We start from the raw sequence: 21,183 nt of genomic DNA on the forward strand, positions 1-21,183 counted from the left end.
TGTTTCGCATGGAACCGATACGCCCGGGTAGAATACTGGGTACACTCATGAGAAAAAGACGACAGGAGGGGATTTTCCTCGTGACAGCGCACCTTTGGGCAATCGTTCTGCGAACTCTGCTTATGTATGCGATGGTTTTTGCGATAATGAGGATCATGGGTAAAAGGGAAATCGGCCATCTTTCCATTTTTGACCTCGTTATTTCGGTGATGATCGCCGAAACCGCCGTTTTCGCAGTAGAGGATGTGGAGCGCCCTCTTTACGAAGGAATTGTCCCCATGCTTATATTGCTGATCATTCAGCTTGCCATCGCTTTTCTATCCCTAAGGTTCAGAAAGATGCGGCTGTGGTTCGACGGCAAGCCCAGCGTGCTGATCCGAGGAGGAGACATCAATCAGAAAGAGATGAAAAAACAGAGGTACAACCTGGATGATCTGCTTATGCAGCTCCGTGAGCAAAATATCGATAGCGTCGCCGACGTGGAATTCGCCGTGCTGGAAACAAGCGGCAAACTCAGCGTTATGCCGAAAGAAAATGAATCCTCCTCCGACAATTCTACCGACGCCAAGGGCAAAGACAAGCAAGAGCGGATCACGCTCAATTCCAAAGTAAAATTCGAAGCCCTCCCGTTTCCGCTGATTTTGGACGGTAAAGTCGACGACCACAATCTTAAGCAAATCGGCAAAACGAGATTTTGGCTGAAGAATCAAATCCAGGCCGAAGGAATTTATGATTTTAAAGACGTTTTCTTTTGTTCGATCGATCATAAGGGAAGAATCTATATTAACCGAAAAAATTAACGTCCTATCCATCTGCGTAGCAACGGAAGCCGCTTGAGATCCTGCAGATCGACCAGCCCCATGACGCCGGCCAACAGAAGGTACACGATTCCCGAAATCGAAGCTGCGCTGAGAAACTGGATTGCAAGGCCGGAACCGAACGAAATTTCGTTGAAAAGATAGGAAGCGATGCCAGCCATGATGATCATGGCACAGCAAACTTTAAGTATATCAATAACCGGCAGACGGTAGCCGATGGATTTTGAAACACTGTATCCATGGAGCAAAGTTACGATAATGATGTTGATAATAATCGCGATGATCGCACCATAAATCCCAAGCCCAGGGTTAGACGCCAAATAAAATATAAGGGAAATTTTAATGATGGCTCCGATTAACGTATTGATCAGTGCGCGCCCGGGCTTATCCAGTGCCTGTAGTGCGGCCTGAAACGGAGGCTGGACATAGAGGAAAAGGGCGAACGGAGCCATGATTTTCAGCATGCCCGCTATTTCCGTATTATTGTATATGAACTGGCACAGAGGCTCGGCCAAAACATACATAATAACGGCAAAAGGTGCTCCGGTGACCAACGCAAGCCGGATCGACTGGTGCATCCGTAAATTAATGGTTTTCGTATCGTTTCTGGCCTGTGCGTCCGCAAGCGATGGAACCAGCGAGACTGCCAATGAAGAGGTCAGTGCTCCCGGAAGCAACAGCAAAGGGATGATCATGCCTTGCAGCGCACCATACTGCGACGTGGCAATGGCTGTAGCAATCCCCGCGAGAGCCAGGCTTCGGGCCGTCGTGATGGACTCCAGCAAATAGGACAGGGACCCGACGAGACGGCCGCCGGTTACGGGGATAGCGATGCGCATAATTCTTTTTAGCGTAGGCAAAAACTTTCCTCCGGAATGAACCGGATCGGCGGCGGCAGGAACGGGTACCGCGACGGCCGGACTCCCTTCACGCTTTCTAAGCCGGCGAAATTGCCACAAAAGCACCGCCAATCCGGCGACTTCTCCCGCAACGACTCCGAGCATAGCCCCCGCAGCCGCGTATTCGATGCCCATAGGGAGGAGCAAAAAGGAAAACCACAACACGCAGGCGATTCTTGCAATCGTTTCTATAATAGATGAGGCGGCGGAAGGAATCATGTCCTGCTTCCCCTGAAAATATCCTCGATAAACCGAAGACACCGCAACGATGGCAATCATCGGGCTCATCGCCACGAACGTGTGATAGACTCGAGGATCCGTCAGGATATGTCTGCTGGCCCAAGGGGCTAGAACGACGCAGAGCACCGTAAATAAGGCCCCGGATACCGCGGCGAAGATCAGGCTCGTCCGCAAGATCGCTTTGGAGCGGTCAGGCTTTCCGGATGATTCGGCCTCGGCAACCAGCTTGGCGACGGCTAAAGGGAGACCGCCGGATATGATCGTGACAAGAACGAGAAAAAACGGGTATCCGAGCTGGTAAAGTCCGACTCCCTCCGCTCCGATCACCCGGGGAAGCAAAATCCGGGGGATGAAGCCGAGAATGCGGTTGATGATACCGGCGGCCAGCAATATCATGGTGCCCTGAATAAAAGTTTGTTTATTCAAATCGGTTCCCTCTCCCCATAAACGAGATAAACATACAAGCTTTGGCGTTTACTTTAATGAATATGCCGTACCTGTCCCGCTTCATGACTTGTCTTTTTCTGGACCGTAGGCAGGAACCATAAAATAGGTTAGAATAATAAAAGACGGATGGAGGAAGGGGGCATCACGATGGCTGAAGGGGAACTGAGCGAGAAGGAGTTAAATGAGGCGATCGAAGGACTATGCCGAAGCAAGGCGGAGGAATTCCGGATGATCGGATACGAGCATGTCACCGGTCCGGACATTTGGGAATGCGTCAGCCAGAACTACGAGAAACACGGTTTCCCGCCGATGTATCAATTGGTAAACGATATCCTTTCCTTGAAAGTAACCCAGTTTATGAACTATATGACGATTTCCGCATTTCGTGGATCCCGTTTCGATTGAAAGGGGTCTTTTTTGTGAGAATTTGACGGCTATTTTTTAAACAAAACGACATGATTAGATAAATTGACTGGCTTTTCACGCATCGCTATAATAGGAATATTGAGAATTGAAAGGGGAAGAAAGTACGGGATGAAAAGAATTATCGCATTCATAACCGTCGTGGTCGTCACTGCCGGCATCATGGTATGGACAACCCCCGGCCTGTTGAAAAATTTGCATCTCGGCCTTGACTTAAAAGGCGGATTCGAGATTTTGTACGAAGCGACACCGATGGAAGGCGGCGCCAAAGTAACGAGAGAGTCCCTTTTGAAAACGGCGCAAAGCCTGGAAGAACGGGCGAACAAATTAGGGACGAGCGAGCCTGAAGTTACCACAGAAGGTACGAACCGAATCCGTCTGAAACTTGCAGGCGTAACGGACGAAGCCGAAGTGCGGAAGCAAATGAAAGAACCGGCTTCGCTGACGTTCCGCAGTAAGGACGGCACGGAAAAGACCCAGAATGATTACAATAAAATCGAAATGAACGGGACCGATTTTGTTGAGAACGGCGCCCAACTGGAATTCAACCAGATGAACGAACCCCTTGTTACCATCAAGGTTAAAGACAAGGACAAATTTGCGGAAGTGACCAAGCGCTTGCTGGGCCAGCCGCTCGCCATCTATATGAATGACACTCTGATCTCCGCTCCTGTCGTTCAGGCTGTCCTTACGGACGGAACCGCTTCGATCAGCGTAGGCGGGGATTTGAACGAAGCCAAGGAGCTGCGCGATCAGATCAACCTCGGCGCCCTTCCGCTGAAGCTGACCGAGAAATACTCGCAGAGCGTGGGCGCGACGCTGGGACAGCAATCGCTTGATAGAACGATCGAAGCAGGCTTGATTGCATCGGCGTTTATTTTGATCTTTATGATCGGCATGTACCGGGCTCCCGGGCTGATCGCCGCTTTCACGCTGATCGTACACACCTGGCTGCTGATCCTAGTGTTTGAATGGGCCGATTTCACCCTTACTTTGCCGGGTATCGCCGCGCTTATTCTGGGGATCGGGATGGCCGTCGACGCCAATATCATTACGAATGAACGGATTCATGAAGAAATGCGGAGCGGCAAGAGCGTAATGTCCGCCGTCAAGGCCGGGGACAAGCATTCCCTGCGCACGGTTCTGGATTCGAACATTACAACGATTATCGTCGCCGCCGTCATGTATTGGTTCGGGACCGGTGCGGTCAAAGGCTTTGCGCTTGTACTCATCGTGGAAATCGTGCTCAGTATCGCTACGAATGTTTACCTCTCCCGCTGGCTTCTGAACCTGCTGCTTAAAGCCGGAAAACTGTTGAAGCCGAAATACTTCGGTGTAAAGGAGAGTGAAATTCGTGAGCTTTAATAAAAACCTGAATTATGTGCATCTGAGCAAATATTTCTACATGATTTCCATCTCTCTGACCATCGTGGGGCTCATTTGTCTTGCGGTGCTCGGATTGAATTACAGCGTCGACTTCAGAGCCGGTTCGAATGTCGATATTTCACTTTCCAAAACGTTGACGGCCGACCAAGTGAATCCGATTTTGGACGAGCTTGGCATCAATGAAGGAACGACGGTTAACCCCGGGGAAAATCGGATGACAATCCGGTTTAACAACGTCCTTAACGAAGATCAGGAATCCCAGCTGAAAGCGGGAATTTCCAAGCTTGACGAAAAGGCTTCGTTCGAAGTCAACACCGTTGATCCGGAAATGGCTAAAGAGCTGGCCCGGAACGCGATCTACGCCGTATTGATTTCCAGCATCGGCATTATCATATACGTCAGCATCCGGTTTGAATGGCGTTTTGCGATCGCGGCGATCGTTGCATTGCTCCATGATGCGTTCATGGTGATTGCGGTCTTCTCCATTTTCAGGCTTGAAGTGGATTTGACGTTTATCGTAGCGGTTTTGACGATTATCGGTTACTCCATTAACGACACGATCGTTATTTTTGACCGGATACGCGAAAACTTGCGGTTTGCCAAGCTGAAAAACCGTCAGGACCTGATCGAGCTGGTGAACCGAAGCGTCTCCCAAACGATCATGCGTTCCATTTATACCGCTTTGACGGTTTTCATCGCAGCCTTCTTCCTGTTCCTGCTGGGCGGGGAGTCGATCCGGATGTTCTCGCTGGCGATGGTTATCGGGCTTCTGTTCGGTGCTTATTCATCGATCTTTATCGCCAGCCCGTTGTGGTTCCTTCTTAAGAGCAAACAAAAAAATAAGCCGGCCAAAGCGTCCTAAGTACGTGCGAATAGGGCGGCTTCGCCTTTTGTTTGATATGATCGAGCCGCGTCGATAACTTGACGCGGCTTTGGTCACTCTTTACGGAAAATGCGCTTCAGGAGGATAACTATGTCTCGCGAACATGAAATTACAGCAGCTTCTGCGGCATGGCTCGGCTTTGCCCATCATATCGTATTGGCTGCATTCAAGGGAACGGTCGGCCTTCTATTCGACAGCCGGGCACTGCTATCCGATGCGCTTCATTCGGCATTGGACGCAACGGCCATCGTTTCCGACAAAGTGAAGATGCCATGGTTGTCTAAAAAGAAAGCGCACCCATTCAGGCCGGGGTCCGGCAGGGCTCGGGGGACGTTGTTTGTGGTTTTCCTTTCCGTCTTTTTACTGATGGGCAGCATTCAAATGGGAATGTCGTCGATATCGGCTTTCTCGAAAGGAGAACCGGCTCCGCCGGAATACTTGGCCGGGGTGGCCATCGTAATCTCCATCGCGCTAAAAGAAGCGGTGTTCCAGCTGCAATATCGCAAGTCCAGGAAGCAACCGGGAGATTTCGCGCAGGCCCTTGTCGAGGCACACCGTTTTTCCCTGTATTCATCCGTTGTTGTCCTGATCGGGATTTTTGGAGCGATGTTCGGACATGCCCGGGACATCCCCGTACTTCTCTATATGGACCCCGCAGCCGCACTGGTCGTGGCTGTCTTGATTATTTTGAGAGTATACCGGATGGTTAGAAATTCAGTATATAACGCTCTGGTTTCGGATCTTCAGGAAGAGGATGCCGCCCGCTTTATTGAAACCGTCCAACGGGTTCACGGGGTCATCACGGTGGATGAACTGAAAGCAAGAGAGAATGGCCATTATGTAATGGTCACGGCCCGAATCAGCGTGAATCCGCGGATCACGGTTATGGAAGCGAATGAAATCGCAGCCCGGGCCAAAATGCTGCTAATGAACCGGTTTTCACACATCATTGACGTTAGTATCCAGGTCATGCCTTATGACCCGGGGTATCCGTACAAAAGCAACTATGAAGGATCCGGCGACCAACAGTCGACCCTGATCCAATAGGTGACGGGCAGCCGAGAAAGAGGGTGATATCATGCTCCAACCTAAATATCTATGGAAGCCGCAAACCTTCGACCGGAATGCAGCGGATTTGCTGGCTCGGCAAATGAATGTTTCGCCGCTGGTCGCTTCGCTGATGATGAATAGAGGTCTTGGAGAACCTTTGGCCGCTTCCCGTTTCTTGCAAGGAACCATGGAAGAACTGCATGATCCTTTCCTGCTCAGCGGCATGAAGGAGGCGGTTCCGCGGATCCTTAAGGCGGTCGAGCAGGGCGAGCGGATCTTGATCTACGGAGATTACGATGCGGACGGGGTTTCATCCACTTCGCTGATGATTCATCTTATGCGTTATATGAAAGCCGATTTCGAGTACTATATTCCCCATCGGTCCAAGGAAGGATACGGTTTACATATTCCTCCGCTGGTTGAAGCAAGGGAACGAGGCGTTACTCTGGTTATCACGGTTGACACGGGGATCAGCGCCGTAGAACAGATTGCCTTTGCCTCCGGTGCCGGCATGGATGTCATTGTGACGGACCACCACGAACCGCCGGAGAAGCTGCCGGATGCCTACGCGCTTATCAATCCGAAGCTTCCTTACTGCTCATATCCTTTTAAAGGCCTGGCCGGCGTGGGTGTGGCTTACAAGCTGGCTTCGGCATTGCTCGGAAGCGAATTGCCCTCCGAGTGGACGGAGCTTGCCGCTCTCGGAACGATCGCGGATTTGATGCCGCTTACCGGAGAAAATCGGATTATCGTCCGTTACGGGCTGGCTTCGATGGCGAAATCCGCATTCCCGGGAATGACGGCGCTCTTGGAAACTGCAGGTTGGAAGACGGGGGAAGTGACCTCAACCCATGTCGCTTTCGGACTGGCCCCCCGTATTAACGCTAGCGGACGGATGAGCCATGCCAAGATGGCGGTGGAACTGCTGACTACCCCAAGCCGGGATGAAGCCGAACGGGCCGCGCTCGAGCTTGACCTCCTGAATAAGGAGAGGCAAGCCTTGGTTGAAGAAATCGTTCAGGAAGCGATGGATCAGTTGGCGGCAAAAGAGGCTGAAAACGGCGGCATTCCGGATGTGATCGTCGTTGCCGGCGAAGGATGGAATGTAGGAGTTGTCGGGATCGTCGCTTCCAAAATCCTTGAACGTTACTACCGCCCGACGCTAGTGCTGGGGATAAACCCCGATACCGGAGAATGCAAGGGTTCGGCAAGATCCATTCCAGGGCTCGACATTTATGAGGCGTTGACTCATTGCGCCGATCTCATGGACCATTACGGAGGTCACCCATCTGCCGCCGGGATGTCGCTTCATGGCGAACGGCTGGCCGAGTTTGAACGGCGCTTGAACGAATTCGCCTCCGGACGGTTGACGCAGGAACATTTTATTCCGGTCATGGAGGCGGATCTGGAGTGCTCGCTTCATGATGTCACGCTCCAAACCATTGAGGAGTTGGATGCACTAGCACCCTTCGGGATGGGGAATCCATGTCCCCGTTTGCTTATTCGCGGCATGAAACTGACTGAATACCGTCAAATGGGGAAGGACGGGAAGCATTTACGGCTGACGCTGGAGCAAGGCGGAAGAAGAATGGAGGCTGTCGCCTTTGGAAAGGGAGATCTCACCTTCCTTTTGTCCGAAGGGGATACGATAGATCTGGTGGCGGAAGCCGGCATAAACGAATGGAACGGCTCACGCAAGCCTCAGCTTATGATTCAGGATATTGCGGTTCCGCATTTACAGGTGTATGATTATCGCGGTTGCTCAAATGTGGCTTCCAAAACGGAAGAGATCGCAAGCGAGCTGTTCAAATTTTCTTTTGCCGGATCGGATCAGGCGGCTGTTTTGGTAAATGCGGATTCAAAACATCGCGAAAATGGCCATTTGAACGGACTCTCCGTTTGGGTATATGATAGTGGAGTCGGTGCCGGTCCGGTAAACACCAGGATGGGAACAACCGGGGCAGAGGACATTACCACGCTGTTTATTTTAGAACTGCCGGAATCGCCGGTGGAGCTGGACAGCATACTAACCATGTTCGGTGCTCTGGAGAGAGTTTACTTGCTGCATCCAAAGACATCGGCGCATGAATTGCTTGAACCGCCGTCACGCGACCGTTTTAAGGTGGTTTACGCGCTTATAAGAAGCATGGCGGCAGAGGGAATTCGCCAGGATGATTTGATTTCGGCGCTGAAAGCGAGGACGCGCTTGTCGGGTAGGATGCTTGGCCTGACGTTGGAAGTGTTCGAGGAGCTCGGGTTTATCATGCGGACTTCGGATACGATTACGTTAAATCCTTCCCCGGCCAAACGGGCGCTGGAATCTTCAATCAGGTACAGGGAGCTCGCGCTGCTGGCCGAAACGGAACAGCTGCTGCATGCGCAGGTGCCTCAAATCGTGAAATGGATGCAAACCCGTCAAGGGGCTTCATAAAAAAGACTTTTCAAACAACAGTTCTTATCGGCATTTTAGGAGGAGATAGTATTGGATTTCAAAGACTATATCCGGGTCATTCCGGATTTTCCGCAACCCGGCATTAGCTTTAAGGATATTACGACATTGCTGAACGACGGCGAGAAGTACAGACTGGCCATCGAAGAATTAAAACAACGCGTATCCGGGTTGAAAATCGATCTTATCGCAGGCCCCGAGGCGCGCGGCTTTGTTGTAGGGGCGCCTCTCGCTTATGCGATGGGCGTAGGGTTCGTGCCGATCCGCAAGAGCGGGAAATTGCCGTACGATACGATCGAGATCGGTTATGACCTCGAGTACGGCAAGGATCGTTTGGCGATGCACAGCGATGCGATCAAACCGGGGCAAAATGTTCTGATCGCCGACGATTTGCTGGCTACGGGGGGAACCATTTCGACCTCGGTGGAACTGGTCCGCAAGCTGGGAGGAAATGTCGTAGGAACCGCATTCCTGATCGAACTCGGCGAATTGAACGGCCGCGCGAAGCTGCCGGGAATCGATGTCTTCTCTCTGGTGCATTACGACTTTTAAAGCGTTAATTAAAAAAGGGGCTATCCCGGAAGGTCTTTAGGACCAATCCGGATAGCCCCTTTTAATTGTATCTTTGCATATAATCCGTTTTAAGGTGTGTGTATCAAATCATTAGACTGGCGACTAGTGCGCAGCCCCTTCCTCGTCTTTGTCGTTCGACCAGCCAAGCACCTGAATCAGCTTGAAGAACAGGCTGAGCAAAATGCCGACGATGGTGGCGAGAGCCATCCCTTTCAGTTGGACATTGCCAAAGGTCAGCGTCGTACCGCTGAGGCCCACGACAAGGACGACGGTTGCGAGCAGCATATTCGTCGGCTTGGAGAAGTCGACCTTTTGCTCCACGAAGATCCGCAAACCGGAGGCCGCGATGACCCCGAAGAGCAGCAAGGAAACACCGCCCATGACCGGCGGCGGGATGACCGCGATAATCGCCGAAAACTTTCCGAGGAAAGAGAGCAAGATGGCTATAATCGCCGCTCCGCCGATGACGAACACGGAGTACACTTTGGTGAGGGCCATGACGCCGATATTTTCACCGTAAGTCGTATTCGGCGTGGAGCCGACAAAGCCCGAAAAAATCGTCGATATCCCGTTACCTAGAAGCGACCGGTGCAGGCCCGGGTCCTTCGACAGGTCCTTGCCGACGATATTGCTGGTCACGAGCAAATGCCCGATATGTTCGACGATGACGACGAGCGCGACGGGAATGATCGTAAAGATGACGGAGGTATCCCATTGCGGTGTCGTTACGGTCGGAAGGGTAAACCATTTGGCTTCGGCGATTTTTGCCTTATCCACTTCACCCAGGATGAGGGCGAGGACGTAGCCGGAGACGATCCCGATCAGAATGTGAATGATTTTCGGAAAACCGCGGAACAAAACGGCTCCGAGAACCGTGACGCCCAGCGTAACCAGAGACAGCAAAATGCTCGTCGGATCCGGCGACCAAGATTTGGAAGGGTCGTCCGAGATCCAGCCGGCCATACCTGCGGCCACGGGGATGAGTTCAAGCCCGATCAGAGCCACGACGGCCCCCATCGCCGCCGGCGGGAAGACGACATCGATCCAGGAGGTTCCGGCGTATTTTACAAGAAGACCAATAGCCATAAAGATAAGACCCGTCACAATGAAGGCGCCCAGAGCGAGAGCGTAGCCATTACCCGGGTGATTCATCAAAACAAGCTGAACCGGTGCAATGAAAGCAAAGCTGGACCCGAGATAGGCGGGGATTTTCCCCTTACAAATAAAGATGTAGAGCAGGGTGCCGATGCCGTTCATCAGCAAAATCATGCCCGGGTCGACGCCGAACAGGTTCGGTACGAGCACGGTGCTGCCAAACATGGCGAACAAATGCTGGATACTCAGCAGCGCGCCGGGTCCGAACGGAACCTTCTGATTAACTTGGATTTCACGTTGCAAGCAGTGTCACTCCTCTATTTTTCCGCTTATGAAAAACTATCCTTAATAGGATAATGAGATTGCCGGCATTTTTCAACAAGAAAATGTACAGTGCCGCATTATTCTACAGATTTGCCCGGAACGGCCGTTCACATTCATCATAAATGAAGGTTGCATTTAGATTGGGCTTGGAGAGTTGACGGAAGGAGGCGCAAGAGGCATAATTATAGGAAATCAAATTTGGGGAAATAGAAAGGAATCGGCGTACATTCAATGGGCATAGAGCGATTACTTGAAAAGGCGTCGGCCTATATAAAAGAAACGGATCTCGGGCGCATCAGAAGAGCCTATGATTTTGCGGAACAGGCCCATCACGGGCAGCTCCGGAAATCCGGGGAACCGTATATTCTGCATCCGCTTGCGGTGGCGGAAATCGTCGTCAATATGCAGATGGACAGTTTGTCGATCATTGCGGCGCTTCTTCATGATGTCGTGGAGGATACCACCGTATCGTTAAAGGAAATTGAAGAGCATTTCGGCCAGGATTGCGCCATGCTTGTGGACGGACTTACAAAGCTGGAGCGGATCAAATTCCGGTCCAAGGAAGAGCAGCAAAACGAGAATTACCGGAAAATGTTCATCGCCATGGCGCAGGATATCCGGGTTATCGTCATTAAGCTAGCCGACCGCCTCCACAATATGCGCACCTTGAAATACCAGTCGGAGGAAAGCCAGCGGCGAATCGCGTACGAAACGCTGGAGATTTTTTGCCCGATTGCGAACCGGCTCGGGATTTCGGCGATCAAATGGGAAATGGAAGATATTGCGCTAAGGTATTTAAACCCGCAGCAGTATTACCGGATCGCCAATTTGATGCGCAAAAAAAGAGCCGAACGCGAGGAATACATCGATAGCGTCATTTCAAAAATTTCCGAAAAGCTGGACGAAATGGGGGTCGAAGCCGACCTGTCGGGACGCCCCAAGCATATTTACAGCGTTTATAAGAAGATGACGACGAAAAACAAGCAATTCAACGAAATTTACGACCTGCTTGCGATTCGGATCATCGTTGACAATATTAAGGATTGCTATGCGACGCTCGGCATCATTCATACGTTATGGAAGCCGATGCCGGGGCGGTTTAAGGACTATATCGCGATGCCGAAAGCGAATATGTACCAGTCGCTGCATACGACGGTCGTAGGGCCGAACGGCGAGCCGACCGAAGTGCAGATCCGCACCTGGGAAATGCACCGGACGGCCGAATACGGGATCGCCGCGCATTGGGCGTACAAGGAAGGTCCGGAAGCCGGCGGCCCGGAGAAGAAGCTGACGTTCTTCAACGAAATTTTGGAGCTCCAGCATGAGGCTAAGGATGCTTCCGAATTCGTGGAATCTTTGAAAATGGACTTTTTCACCGATTTGGTGTTTGTCTTTACGCCGTCCGGCGAAGTCATCGAGCTGCCTTCGGGCTCCGTTCCGCTGGATTTTGCTTACCGCATTCATACCGAGGTCGGCAACCGCACGATTGGAGCCAAAGTCAACGGCCGGATCGTTCCGCTGGACCATAAGCTGAAGACCGGGGACATCGTGGAAATTTTGACGTCCAAACATTCTTACGGCCCTAGCCAGGATTGGCTGAAGATCGCGCAATCCTCCCATGCCCGCAGCAAAATCAAGCAGTGGTTCAAGAAGGAAAAGCGGGAGGAGAACGTCGAGAAGGGCCGCGAGTTGATCGAGCGGGAGCTGAAACGCGCAGGCATCGATCCGCCAAGCTGGATGAGCGACGACAAGCTGATGGAAGCTTGCAAGAAGTTTGCGTTCAACGATATCGACGATATGCTGTCCGCAGTCGGATTCGGCGGAATAACGGCGGCGCAGATCGCCACCAAGCTGACCGAGAAGCTCCGCAAGGAGCAGGAAGAAAGCAACGCGATCGAGTTGACTTCGGAAGTGAAGGAAGTCAAGGCCGCTCCGGAAGAGCGGAGGAACCGTCCGACCCACGGGGTGGTCGTCAAAGGCATCGACAACTTGCTTGTTCGTTTTGCGAGATGCTGCAACCCGGTTCCCGGCGACGAGATCGTCGGTTATATTACGCGCGGGCGCGGGGTTTCCGTGCATCGCAGCGACTGTCCGAACATCCCGAATGTCGGCGAAGGCCAAGAAGCGGCCCGGGTCATCGAGGTCGAATGGGAAAATGCCGTCGAGGCCAATTACAGCGTGGACATTGAAATTACGGGCCATGACCGCCGCAACTTCCTGAACGAAGTGCTGCAGGCCGTCTCGGAGAGCAAGACGAACATTTCGGCGGTATCCGGACGTTCGGACAAAAACAAGATGGCGCTTGTTCACATGACGATATTGATCCGGAACACGGATCATTTGCAATCCGTCGTGGAAAGGATCAAGCGCGTGAAGGATGTCTATACCGTGCACCGAATCATGCAATAAGGAGAGCAACTTGAGATGAGAATTGTAGTTCAGCGCTGCAAGCAGGCCAAGGTGAGCGTGGCTGGTGAAACGGTAGGTTTCATCGGGCGCGGGCTTGTTCTGCTCGTAGGCATTACGCATGAGGATACGGAGAAGGACGCCGCTTATCTTGCCGAGAAAATTGCGGGATTACGCATTTTTGAAGACGAGGAAGGCAAGATGAATCTTAGCGTTTCGGATACGCAAGGAGCGATCCTTTCGGTTTCCCAGTTTACGTTGTATGGGGATTGCCGGAAGGGAAAGCGCCCGAGCTTTACGACCGCGGCCAGGCCGGAAATTGCGCAGCCGTTATATGACCGTTTTAACGAGCTGTTAAGGGATAAGGGGCTCACGGTCGAAACCGGACAGTTCGGCGCCGACATGGACGTCGAATTCACCAATTGGGGGCCGGTGACGCTCATTCTGGAGCATCCGTACGCCTAAGCCGGAGACGAACGTTTTTCGGATAAAGGATTCTTTTATTGGACAACCTGTTACTGAATAAGAGCAGTGTCGACGTCCAAGTAAGAGGAGATCCGAATGCGTCAATCGATCAAATCAAGAGTTTGGCAGCTATTGCCCGTAATGACTGCGGGCGAGCGGAATGAAGCGTTCGCGTTAGCCCGCGCCGAAAGGCCGGAGGATTTGGATGCGGTCCGCGAAGTCAAGCCTTTTTCAAAGGGGTTTGCCCCGCGGCCGGGAAGTTAATAACAACAAAAAGGGATCGGGGGGAACCCGGTTCCTTTTGTGTTATAAAGGGGAGGCGTACGGGTAATAACAAAGCGAAGGACACTTCCGAAGGGAGAATGAGGATCATGAGCAAAGTCGCGTTTTTGCTTGCTAACGAGTTTGAAGATTCGGAAATGCAGGTTCCTTACGATGAGGTAAAAAAAGCCGGCCATCAGACGGATATTATCGGACTGCGGGCCTGGGAAACATTGAAAGGCAAACAAGGGAAAGCGGAATATACGGCAGATAAAGGTATCGGGGAAGTCAAGGCGGACGATTACGATGCGGTCGTCATTCCCGGCGGATCCTCCCCGGAAAATTTAAGGCTGGATCAGGGGATTTTGGATTTCGTCCAACAGGCGGACAAGGCAGGGAAGACCATAGCTGCGATCTGCCATGGTCCGCAAATACTGGCCAGCGCCGGATTGCTGAAAGGCAGGACGATTACAAGCTATCCGCCGTTAAAAGACGACATGGTGAACGCCGGTGCGGAATTCCGGGATGAGGAAGTTGTCGTTGACGGCAATTACGTAACTTCCCGAACACCGAAGGACGAGCCTGCTTTTGTTCGCGAATTGTTGAAAAAGCTTTAACAAAAGGAGAGATTGACATGTCCAAACATATCCAGGCGTATTTCAAAAGCGAAGACCAGGCGGAGGGAGCAAGGACAAGTCTTCTTCCGTATGAAATGGATCAGGTGGAAGTCAGTTCGCTGGACCACTCGATCGGCAGAAGCCACAACTTGCTCCTCCCTTTGCTGCCGTTGAACAGTACGTCCGTGAATACGGGCGGAACCTACGGGGCTATCGGCGTACCCGGTACCGTGACGGCACAAAACGTACTTCCCGTCATGGCTGTACGGGATCAGGATGAGCGGGACGGCTTGGTGAACGGAGAGCGACCGGATCCGGATCTGGATCGGGCCAGCCGGGATTCCGAATTGGCGCCCGTGATGGATGTTACCGGAGCGACCGACGATGATTTCGACAACTTGAGGTATGTATTGACGGCCAAAGTCAAAGACGAGGATTACGAGGGCATTGTGCATAAGCTTCGGACTCACGGGGCGTTCGTCGAACATTTGGATTAAATTAAGCGTTCTTGTAATCGAACTGTAATATTCGTTTCATGTTCCTTTAACATAGCCTGTTTATAATAACAGCATGACCCCCTTTTTTAATATAATCATTTTGGACCTGTACCCCGTTGGTGCAGGTCTTTTTCTTTCTCTTCTCTTGACTTTGGCACTGCAATTCCTTAAAATCAAAATCATATCGATTTGATGACGGGACAAAGTACTTCAGCCCCACATCCGCAGAGAGGAATCCCGGCTTCACGGCCAGGCTGGAAGGATTCCGGTGATGACTGAACGAAAGACTTCCCCGAGAACCGGCGGCGAAAACGCGCAGGGCAGGACCGGAAGAACCGGCAACCTTGGGCAGAGTAGACGTACGGCGCCGGCGGGCGTTATACCGCTATGAGCGAAAGTCGATGACCTTCTGGCTGCTTCAGGGCACCTTGAACGTCATGCGGCATTCGGAATGTGGGTGGCACCACGGGTGAATTGGCAAATCAATCTCTCGTCCCTGTTGATGTAATAACAGGAACGGGAGTTTTTTATTTTTACAACAGAGATGGAGGATGGAGCCATGGCTTTTCAGAAACCTACGGGTACACAGGATTTGCTGCCGGGCACGGTGGAGAAGTGGCAGCTGATCGAAGAAAAAGCCCGCGATTTGTGCCGGCGCTTTAACTACCGGGAAATCCGGACGCCGATCTTCGAACAGACATCGCTCTTCGAGCGCGGCGTGGGCGAAACGACGGATATTGTCGAAAAAGAAATGTACACGTTCCAAGATAAAGGGGAGCGGTGGATGACGCTGCGACCGGAAGGAACGGCGGGTGTCGTTCGCTCTTATGTTGAAAACAAGTTATACGGAGAGCCCGATGTAACCAAGTTGTACTATATCGGACCGATGTTCCGGTATGAGCGACCGCAGGCCGGACGCCAGCGCCAGTTTCATCAGTTCGGCATCGAGGCGTTCGGGGCCGTCGATCCGGCGATCGATGCGGAGGTGGTTGCGCTCGGGTACCAGTATTGCCGCGAGTTGGGACTTCAAGGGGTTAAGGTTGAAATCAACTCGGTAGGAAACCCGGCGAGCCGGGCGGCATATCGCGACAAATTGCTCGGGTTCCTCATGCCGATGAAGGATACCCTTTGCAAGGACTGCCAATCCCGGATGGAACGGAATCCGCTTCGCGTGCTCGATTGCAAGGTGGATCAGGAGAAGTTCGGCGGCGCCCCGTCGATTCTCGACAGCCTTGACGAGGAATGCACCGCGCATTTTGCCAAGGTTCAGGAATTGTTGACGGCGATGAATGTCGATTACGTCATCAATCACCGCCTCGTACGCGGATTGGATTATTATACCCATACCGCTTTCGAATACAAGGCCCAGGGCATCGGAGCGATCGATACGATCGGCGGCGGCGGCCGGTACAACGGTTTGGTCGCCGAGGTCGGCGGGCCGGATCAGCCGGGGATCGGCATGGCGGTCGGCCTGGAGCGGATCGCGCTTATTCTGGAGAAGCAGGAAATCGGCCTCAGCGGGGCCCGGCCGCTCGACATTTATCTGGTTGCGCTGGGCGAAGCCGCCGACAAAGAGATTACGACGCTGCTGTTCCGGTTGCGGCAGGCCGGCTTCTCCGCGGACCGGGATTATCTCGGCCGGAAAATGAAAGCCCAGATGAAATCCGCGGATCGTATGCAAGCCCGCTATACCGCCATTCTCGGCGACGACGAGTTGGCGCGGGGCGAAATCGCCCTGAAGTCGATGGAATCCGGCGAGCAGCGTACTGTGAAGCTCACGGATTTGATCAACGAGCTTCAATAAACGTGGTAATGAACGGATGTAAGCAAGCAATTCAAATATATGTGTGAAGGAGTTAGGCATTAATTATGAAACGAACTCATCATTGCGGGACCCTCGGGACCGCCCAAATCGGAGAAACCGTAACGCTGAACGGCTGGGTTCAAACCCGCCGCGACCTGGGAGGCGTCCTGTTCATCGACCTGCGCGATCGCAGCGGCATCGTACAAATCGTTTTCAATCCCGCTTATTCCGGAGAAGCGCTGCAAATCGCCGATAAAGTGCGCAGCGAATACGTGCTTGCCGTCAGCGGTAAAGTAGTCAAAAGAGATGCCGAAACCGTCAATTCGAACTTGCCGACCGGCGAAATCGAAGTGCAAATTACGGAAATCGAAGTGCTGAATGCGGCCAAAACACCTCCGTTCTTTATCGAAGACGGCGTTGAAGTGGACGAGTCGCTTCGCTTGAAGTACCGCTATTTGGACCTGCGTCGTCCGGAAATGCAAAAAACGCTGTGGCTTCGCTCCAAAGCGGCTAAAGTATTCCGCGATTTCCTGGACGGTGAAGGATTTATTGAAGTAGAAACTCCGATCCTGACGAAGAGCTCCCCGGAAGGCGCACGCGATTATCTCGTGCCTAGCCGCGTACATGCCGGCGAATTTTTCGCATTGCCGCAATCCCCTCAGTTGTACAAGCAGCTTCTGATGGTGAGCGGTGTCGAGCGCTATTATCAAATCGCCCGCTGCTTCCGGGACGAGGATCTGCGTGCGGATCGTCAGCCTGAGTTCACGCAAGTCGACATTGAGACGTCATTCCTTAGCCGGGACGAGCTATTGGACATGATGGAACAACTGGTCGTTCGCCTGTTCAAGGAAACGAAAGGCGTCGATATTCCTACACCGTTCCAACGTCTAAGCTATGCGGATGCCATCGGGAAATACGGCTCCGACAAACCGGATCTGCGCTTCGGCCTGGAGCTCGTCAACGTGAGCGATCTGGTGGCTTCCAGCGGAGTGAAAGTATTTGCCTCGGTGGTTGAAAAGGGCGGAGAAGTTAAAGTGTTGAACGCTAAAGGCTGCGGAACATGGAGCCGTAAAGAAATCGACGATCTCGGCCCGTATGCGGCCCGTTACGGAGCGAAAGGATTGGCCTGGATTCAAGTCAAAGAAGGCGAATTCAAGGGTCCTATCGTCAAGTTCTTTACGGAGCAAGAGATCGATGCTATTAAAGAACGTACCGGCGCTGAAGAAGGCGATCTGCTGCTCTTCTCTGCGGATAACAAAAAAGTGGTAGCCGACGTTCTAGGCGCGCTTCGCTTGAAGATCGGCCGTCAACTGGGGCTTATCGACGATAACGTGTACAAATTCGCCTGGGTTGTCGACTTCCCGCTTTTGGGCTGGGACGAAGAACAAAAACGCTATGTGGCCGAACATCATCCGTTCACCCGCCCACGCGAAGAAGACCTGGAATTGTTCGATACCGATCCTGGACAAATTCTTGCCCAAGCCTATGACCTCGTGTTGAACGGTTATGAAGTAGGCGGCGGCTCCATGCGGATCTACAAACGCGAAATTCAAGAAAAAATGTTCAAGGCCATCGGCCTTTCTCAGGAAGAAGCTCAGGACAAATTCGGCTATCTGATGGATGCCTTCGAGTACGGTACTCCTCCGCACGGCGGGATCGCCTTCGGCTTCGACCGTCTGGTCATGCTGCTGGCAGGACGCTCTAACTTGCGCGAGACGATCGCTTTCCCTAAAACGGCTAGCGCGACCGACCTGCTCATGAACGCGCCTTCCGAAGTGGATGTGCCTCAGTTGGAGCAGCTCCACATCAAAGTGGCCAAGAAGCCGGTTGAAGAGAAAAAGTAAAAATAGGTAATACAAGGGCTCCCTGATCCAGGGAGCTTCTTTTCGTTATGAATAAATAGGATTGACAAAGGAACAAGAGGATGTTTTAATCAAACTGTAGTTGATGTAACGTTTAACCAAATAAACTAAGGTTGGATTTCAAATGAATAACAAAGTGTCTATCAAAGACATCGCACGTATTGCAAACGTTTCAATCGCCACGGTGTCCAATGTTATTAATGGTAAAGGCAGAGTCTCGCCGAATACGGTGAGTAAAGTAAATAAAATTATTCAGGAGCTGCAATTTGTCCCCAGTGCATCAGCACGAAGCCTGAAGGACATGAAATCTCATCTGATTGCCATCGTTGTTCCTTTCTTGGAGAAAGGGATGCTTCAGGATAATCCGTTCTATTGGGAGCTTGTCCGAGGGGTAGAGGGCGGAGCGAGACACCATGAGGTACAGGTCATTCTTCTGGGGATTGACGAGAATGAAGATTTCTCGTTTGTGAAGCAGCGGCATCTGGATGGTCTTATCGTAGTCGGTGTATTCGAACACACGGCTGCATTTAAGAAGCTGCTGTCTCTTAACATACCGTGCGTGTTTTTGGACAGCCATCTGTCGAATCCTGACTTCCATCAGATAGATCTTGATGATGAAGCAGGAGGATATTTAGGAACCAAGCATTTGATCGGACTGGGTCATAAAGTCATCGGGGTGCTGACAGGGAAATTGGAGGAAGGAGGGGTCAACTATTTCCGCCATCAAGGATACTTGAGGGCATTAAGGGAATCAGGGATTCCGGAGGATCCCGAACTGACCTTTGAGGAAGCTCCTTCCATTCAGGGAGGATATCATGTGGCGCAGAGGATAGGCAGCTATAAGAGTAAGATCAGTGCTATGTTTGCCTTTTCCGACGTATCGGCAATCGGTTTGATCCGGGGATTGCATGACATCGGTTTATCCGTACCTGCGGATTTGTCGGTTGTTGGATTCGATGATATTTTTTATTCCCAGTATATGATTCCTTCTTTAACTACCATTAGGCAGGATATTGTAGCTAAGGGTCAGATTGCAGTAACCATGTTACTGGATCAAATTAATGGAAACGGGCTCAGTCCAGATAAGAGGTCCGTGAAGATTCCGGTTAGCCTGGCCGTTAGACAAAGCAGCACCTCATTTAAAGAAATATAGCTTTTTGCACGAAAAGCAATCATGCTATATTTTTTAAAATATGATTAAACGTTTAATCAGGAATGCGATAAAGGAGGTGATGTAATAGCTAAACTCTTTATTAGAGAAGAGCTACATAAATAAAAGATTAGATTAAATGTTTTAGTTTACCTTATGTAAGCGCTTAATAATTTAGGAGGGTGGTTTGCAATGCATATGAATTTTAGAAAAGTGATGACTTTGTGGTGTGTGTTGATACTGGTATTTACGACTACAGTGGCGTGTTCATCCCAAAATAATAAGTCTAACGGGGCGCAACAAGCTGAACAAACAAACGGTGCTGACGTTGGAACTAACTCCGGGACCGATGGTTCAGGTGCGAGTGATCAACTGACTCCTGAATCCGGAGCAAAGCTCATCATTTGGGATGGAAATGACGGAACTCCTTTTTTGAAAGAAATAGCCAAGGAATTTACGGAGAAGTACAACATTCCGGTAGAGGTTCAAGAGCAGGGAGCGCCGGAACAAATGCAAAAGATGAAAACGGATGGACCTGCGGGATTGGCTGCTGACGTTCTGGTCCTGCCGCATGACAATTTGAGTGAAGCTGTCGCAGGCGGATTTGTGCTCCCTAACGATTACTTTGAGGAGGAGACACGGGCCGAGTTTCAGGAAACAGCGGTGAATGCGGTAACGAAAGACGGCATTTTATACGGATATCCAAGGAACATGGAGACGTATGCTCTGTTCTATAACAAAGAGCTGGTCACTGAAAATGATTTGAGCAGCTGGGACAACATTATCAGCTTCTCCAAAAAGTATAACGATCCGGCCAAGAAGAAATACGGTTTCATGATGCAACTGAACAATTTCTACTTTGCTTATCCGTTCATCTCCGGCTTTAACGGCTATATTTTTGGCAACGACAACACGAACCCTGACGATATCGGTCTGAATAACGAAGGATCCGTTGAGGGGATGAAATACTTTCAGGCTATGCGTGAAATTTTACCAATGGAGGCTGCTGATGCAACGACCGATGTAAAAACCGGACTGTTTCAGGAAGGCAAGCTGGCGATTAATCTGGATGGTGTATGGAATATCGGCAACTTCTCCAGTCTTCCCTTTGAAGTAGGCATGGTTCCTTTGCCTAAGTTTCCGAATGGACAACAGCCGGATACTTTTGCTGGCGTGAAGGCTTATTACGTGAGTGCTTACAGCAAATATCCTAATGCGGCAAAATTGTTCGCCCGGTACGTAACATCGCAGGAAGCACTTCTAAAAAACTTTGAGATGACCGGATTTATTCCTGCTCGTAAAGGGATGGAGAATGAACCGGCAATAAAAGAAAACGAAATGGTAAGCGGGGCAATTCAACAGTTTGAGCATTCCATCGCCATGCCTTCCATTTTTGAAATGCAGCAAGTCTGGCCTCCTATCGCTAATGCGCTTGAGCTGATTTGGAAAGGCGAGGATGTCAAAACCACGCTCGACAATGCGGTGGAAAGCATAAAGCAAGGCATAGAAACTCTGAAGAAGTAATGTGATTTTT

The 21,183-nt window shown here is 51.3% G+C and carries 18 protein-coding genes; 16 read left to right on the top strand and 2 right to left on the bottom strand.

Annotated features, from left to right (window positions below; genetic code table 11):
* Window positions 1-80: 80 nt before the first annotated feature.
* A complete protein-coding gene (locus ACSFXJ_RS07235; RefSeq protein WP_435924501.1) occupies window positions 81-800 on the top strand; it encodes a DUF421 domain-containing protein in 720 nt (239 codons plus the stop codon).
* Here the strand turns inward: ACSFXJ_RS07235 and spoVB are convergent.
* The gene (gene spoVB, locus ACSFXJ_RS07240) at window positions 797-2,383 is read right to left on the bottom strand and encodes a stage V sporulation protein B (RefSeq protein ID WP_435924503.1); all 1,587 of its coding nucleotides are present in this window, start codon (window positions 2,381-2,383) and stop codon (window positions 797-799) included. The two genes, ACSFXJ_RS07235 and spoVB, sit on opposite strands and share 4 nt — an antisense overlap.
* A 168-nt stretch (window positions 2,384-2,551) precedes the next feature.
* On the opposite strand from spoVB, the gene ACSFXJ_RS07245 reads away from it, so the two are divergent.
* The 6 genes from ACSFXJ_RS07245 to ACSFXJ_RS07270 all read left to right on the top strand — a co-directional run bounded on the left by ACSFXJ_RS07245 (window position 2,552) and on the right by ACSFXJ_RS07270 (window position 9,147).
* On the top strand, window positions 2,552-2,809 hold the full coding sequence (locus ACSFXJ_RS07245) for a post-transcriptional regulator (protein WP_435924504.1): 258 nt from the start codon (window positions 2,552-2,554) through the stop codon (window positions 2,807-2,809).
* A gap of 129 nt (window positions 2,810-2,938) precedes the next feature.
* Window positions 2,939-4,192 carry a protein translocase subunit SecD gene (secD, locus tag ACSFXJ_RS07250; RefSeq protein ID WP_435924505.1) on the top strand — a complete coding sequence of 418 codons (1,254 nt, stop codon included), beginning with the start codon at window positions 2,939-2,941 and terminating at the stop codon, window positions 4,190-4,192.
* Window positions 4,182-5,075 (top strand): protein translocase subunit SecF, encoded by an 894-nt coding sequence (gene secF, locus ACSFXJ_RS07255; protein WP_435924506.1) that lies wholly within the window; start codon window positions 4,182-4,184, stop codon window positions 5,073-5,075. The genes secD and secF overlap by 11 nt, the downstream gene beginning before the upstream one ends.
* A 111-nt stretch (window positions 5,076-5,186) precedes the next feature.
* The gene (locus ACSFXJ_RS07260; protein ID WP_435924507.1) at window positions 5,187-6,143 is read left to right on the top strand and encodes a cation diffusion facilitator family transporter; all 957 of its coding nucleotides are present in this window, start codon (window positions 5,187-5,189) and stop codon (window positions 6,141-6,143) included.
* Window positions 6,144-6,174: 31 nt separating this feature from the next.
* On the top strand, window positions 6,175-8,577 hold the full coding sequence (gene recJ / locus ACSFXJ_RS07265) for a single-stranded-DNA-specific exonuclease RecJ (RefSeq protein WP_435924508.1): 2,403 nt from the start codon (window positions 6,175-6,177) through the stop codon (window positions 8,575-8,577).
* A gap of 51 nt (window positions 8,578-8,628) precedes the next feature.
* Window positions 8,629-9,147, top strand: coding sequence for an adenine phosphoribosyltransferase (locus ACSFXJ_RS07270; RefSeq protein ID WP_435924509.1), 519 nt, complete (start codon window positions 8,629-8,631; stop codon window positions 9,145-9,147).
* A 123-nt stretch (window positions 9,148-9,270) separates the two neighbouring features.
* Here ACSFXJ_RS07270 and uraA read toward each other — a convergent pair whose 3' ends face one another.
* A complete protein-coding gene (gene uraA / locus ACSFXJ_RS07275) occupies window positions 9,271-10,566 on the bottom strand; it encodes a uracil permease (RefSeq protein WP_435924510.1) in 1,296 nt (431 codons plus the stop codon).
* A 252-nt stretch (window positions 10,567-10,818) separates the two neighbouring features.
* Here uraA and ACSFXJ_RS07280 point away from each other — a divergent pair, with 252 nt between their 5' ends.
* From ACSFXJ_RS07280 to ACSFXJ_RS07320, 9 genes are all read left to right on the top strand, one after another.
* The gene (locus tag ACSFXJ_RS07280; protein WP_435924511.1) at window positions 10,819-12,996 is read left to right on the top strand and encodes a RelA/SpoT family protein; all 2,178 of its coding nucleotides are present in this window, start codon (window positions 10,819-10,821) and stop codon (window positions 12,994-12,996) included.
* Between the two features lie 15 nt (window positions 12,997-13,011).
* Window positions 13,012-13,458 carry a D-aminoacyl-tRNA deacylase gene (gene dtd / locus ACSFXJ_RS07285; protein ID WP_435924512.1) on the top strand — a complete coding sequence of 149 codons (447 nt, stop codon included), beginning with the start codon at window positions 13,012-13,014 and terminating at the stop codon, window positions 13,456-13,458.
* Window positions 13,459-13,554: 96 nt separating this feature from the next.
* The gene (locus tag ACSFXJ_RS07290) at window positions 13,555-13,722 is read left to right on the top strand and encodes a hypothetical protein (RefSeq protein ID WP_435924513.1); all 168 of its coding nucleotides are present in this window, start codon (window positions 13,555-13,557) and stop codon (window positions 13,720-13,722) included.
* A 107-nt stretch (window positions 13,723-13,829) separates the two neighbouring features.
* Window positions 13,830-14,336, top strand: coding sequence for a type 1 glutamine amidotransferase domain-containing protein (locus ACSFXJ_RS07295; protein ID WP_435924514.1), 507 nt, complete (start codon window positions 13,830-13,832; stop codon window positions 14,334-14,336).
* Window positions 14,337-14,353: 17 nt separating this feature from the next.
* On the top strand, window positions 14,354-14,833 hold the full coding sequence (locus ACSFXJ_RS07300) for a hypothetical protein (protein WP_435924515.1): 480 nt from the start codon (window positions 14,354-14,356) through the stop codon (window positions 14,831-14,833).
* Window positions 14,834-15,392: 559 nt separating this feature from the next.
* Window positions 15,393-16,637: a histidine--tRNA ligase gene (gene hisS / locus ACSFXJ_RS07305; protein ID WP_435924516.1), complete on the top strand. Its 1,245-nt coding sequence runs from the start codon at window positions 15,393-15,395 to the stop codon at window positions 16,635-16,637.
* A 65-nt stretch (window positions 16,638-16,702) separates the two neighbouring features.
* Window positions 16,703-18,481: an aspartate--tRNA ligase gene (gene aspS / locus ACSFXJ_RS07310; RefSeq protein WP_435924517.1), complete on the top strand. Its 1,779-nt coding sequence runs from the start codon at window positions 16,703-16,705 to the stop codon at window positions 18,479-18,481.
* A gap of 142 nt (window positions 18,482-18,623) precedes the next feature.
* Window positions 18,624-19,652 (top strand): LacI family DNA-binding transcriptional regulator, encoded by a 1,029-nt coding sequence (locus ACSFXJ_RS07315; protein WP_435924518.1) that lies wholly within the window; start codon window positions 18,624-18,626, stop codon window positions 19,650-19,652.
* Window positions 19,653-19,841: 189 nt separating this feature from the next.
* Window positions 19,842-21,173: a sugar ABC transporter substrate-binding protein gene (locus tag ACSFXJ_RS07320; protein WP_435924519.1), complete on the top strand. Its 1,332-nt coding sequence runs from the start codon at window positions 19,842-19,844 to the stop codon at window positions 21,171-21,173.
* The last annotated feature ends 10 nt before the right edge of the window (window positions 21,174-21,183 follow it).

Source organism: Paenibacillus salivarius, assembly GCF_051307165.1.
Classification (GTDB): Bacteria; Bacillota; Bacilli; order Paenibacillales; family Paenibacillaceae; genus Fontibacillus.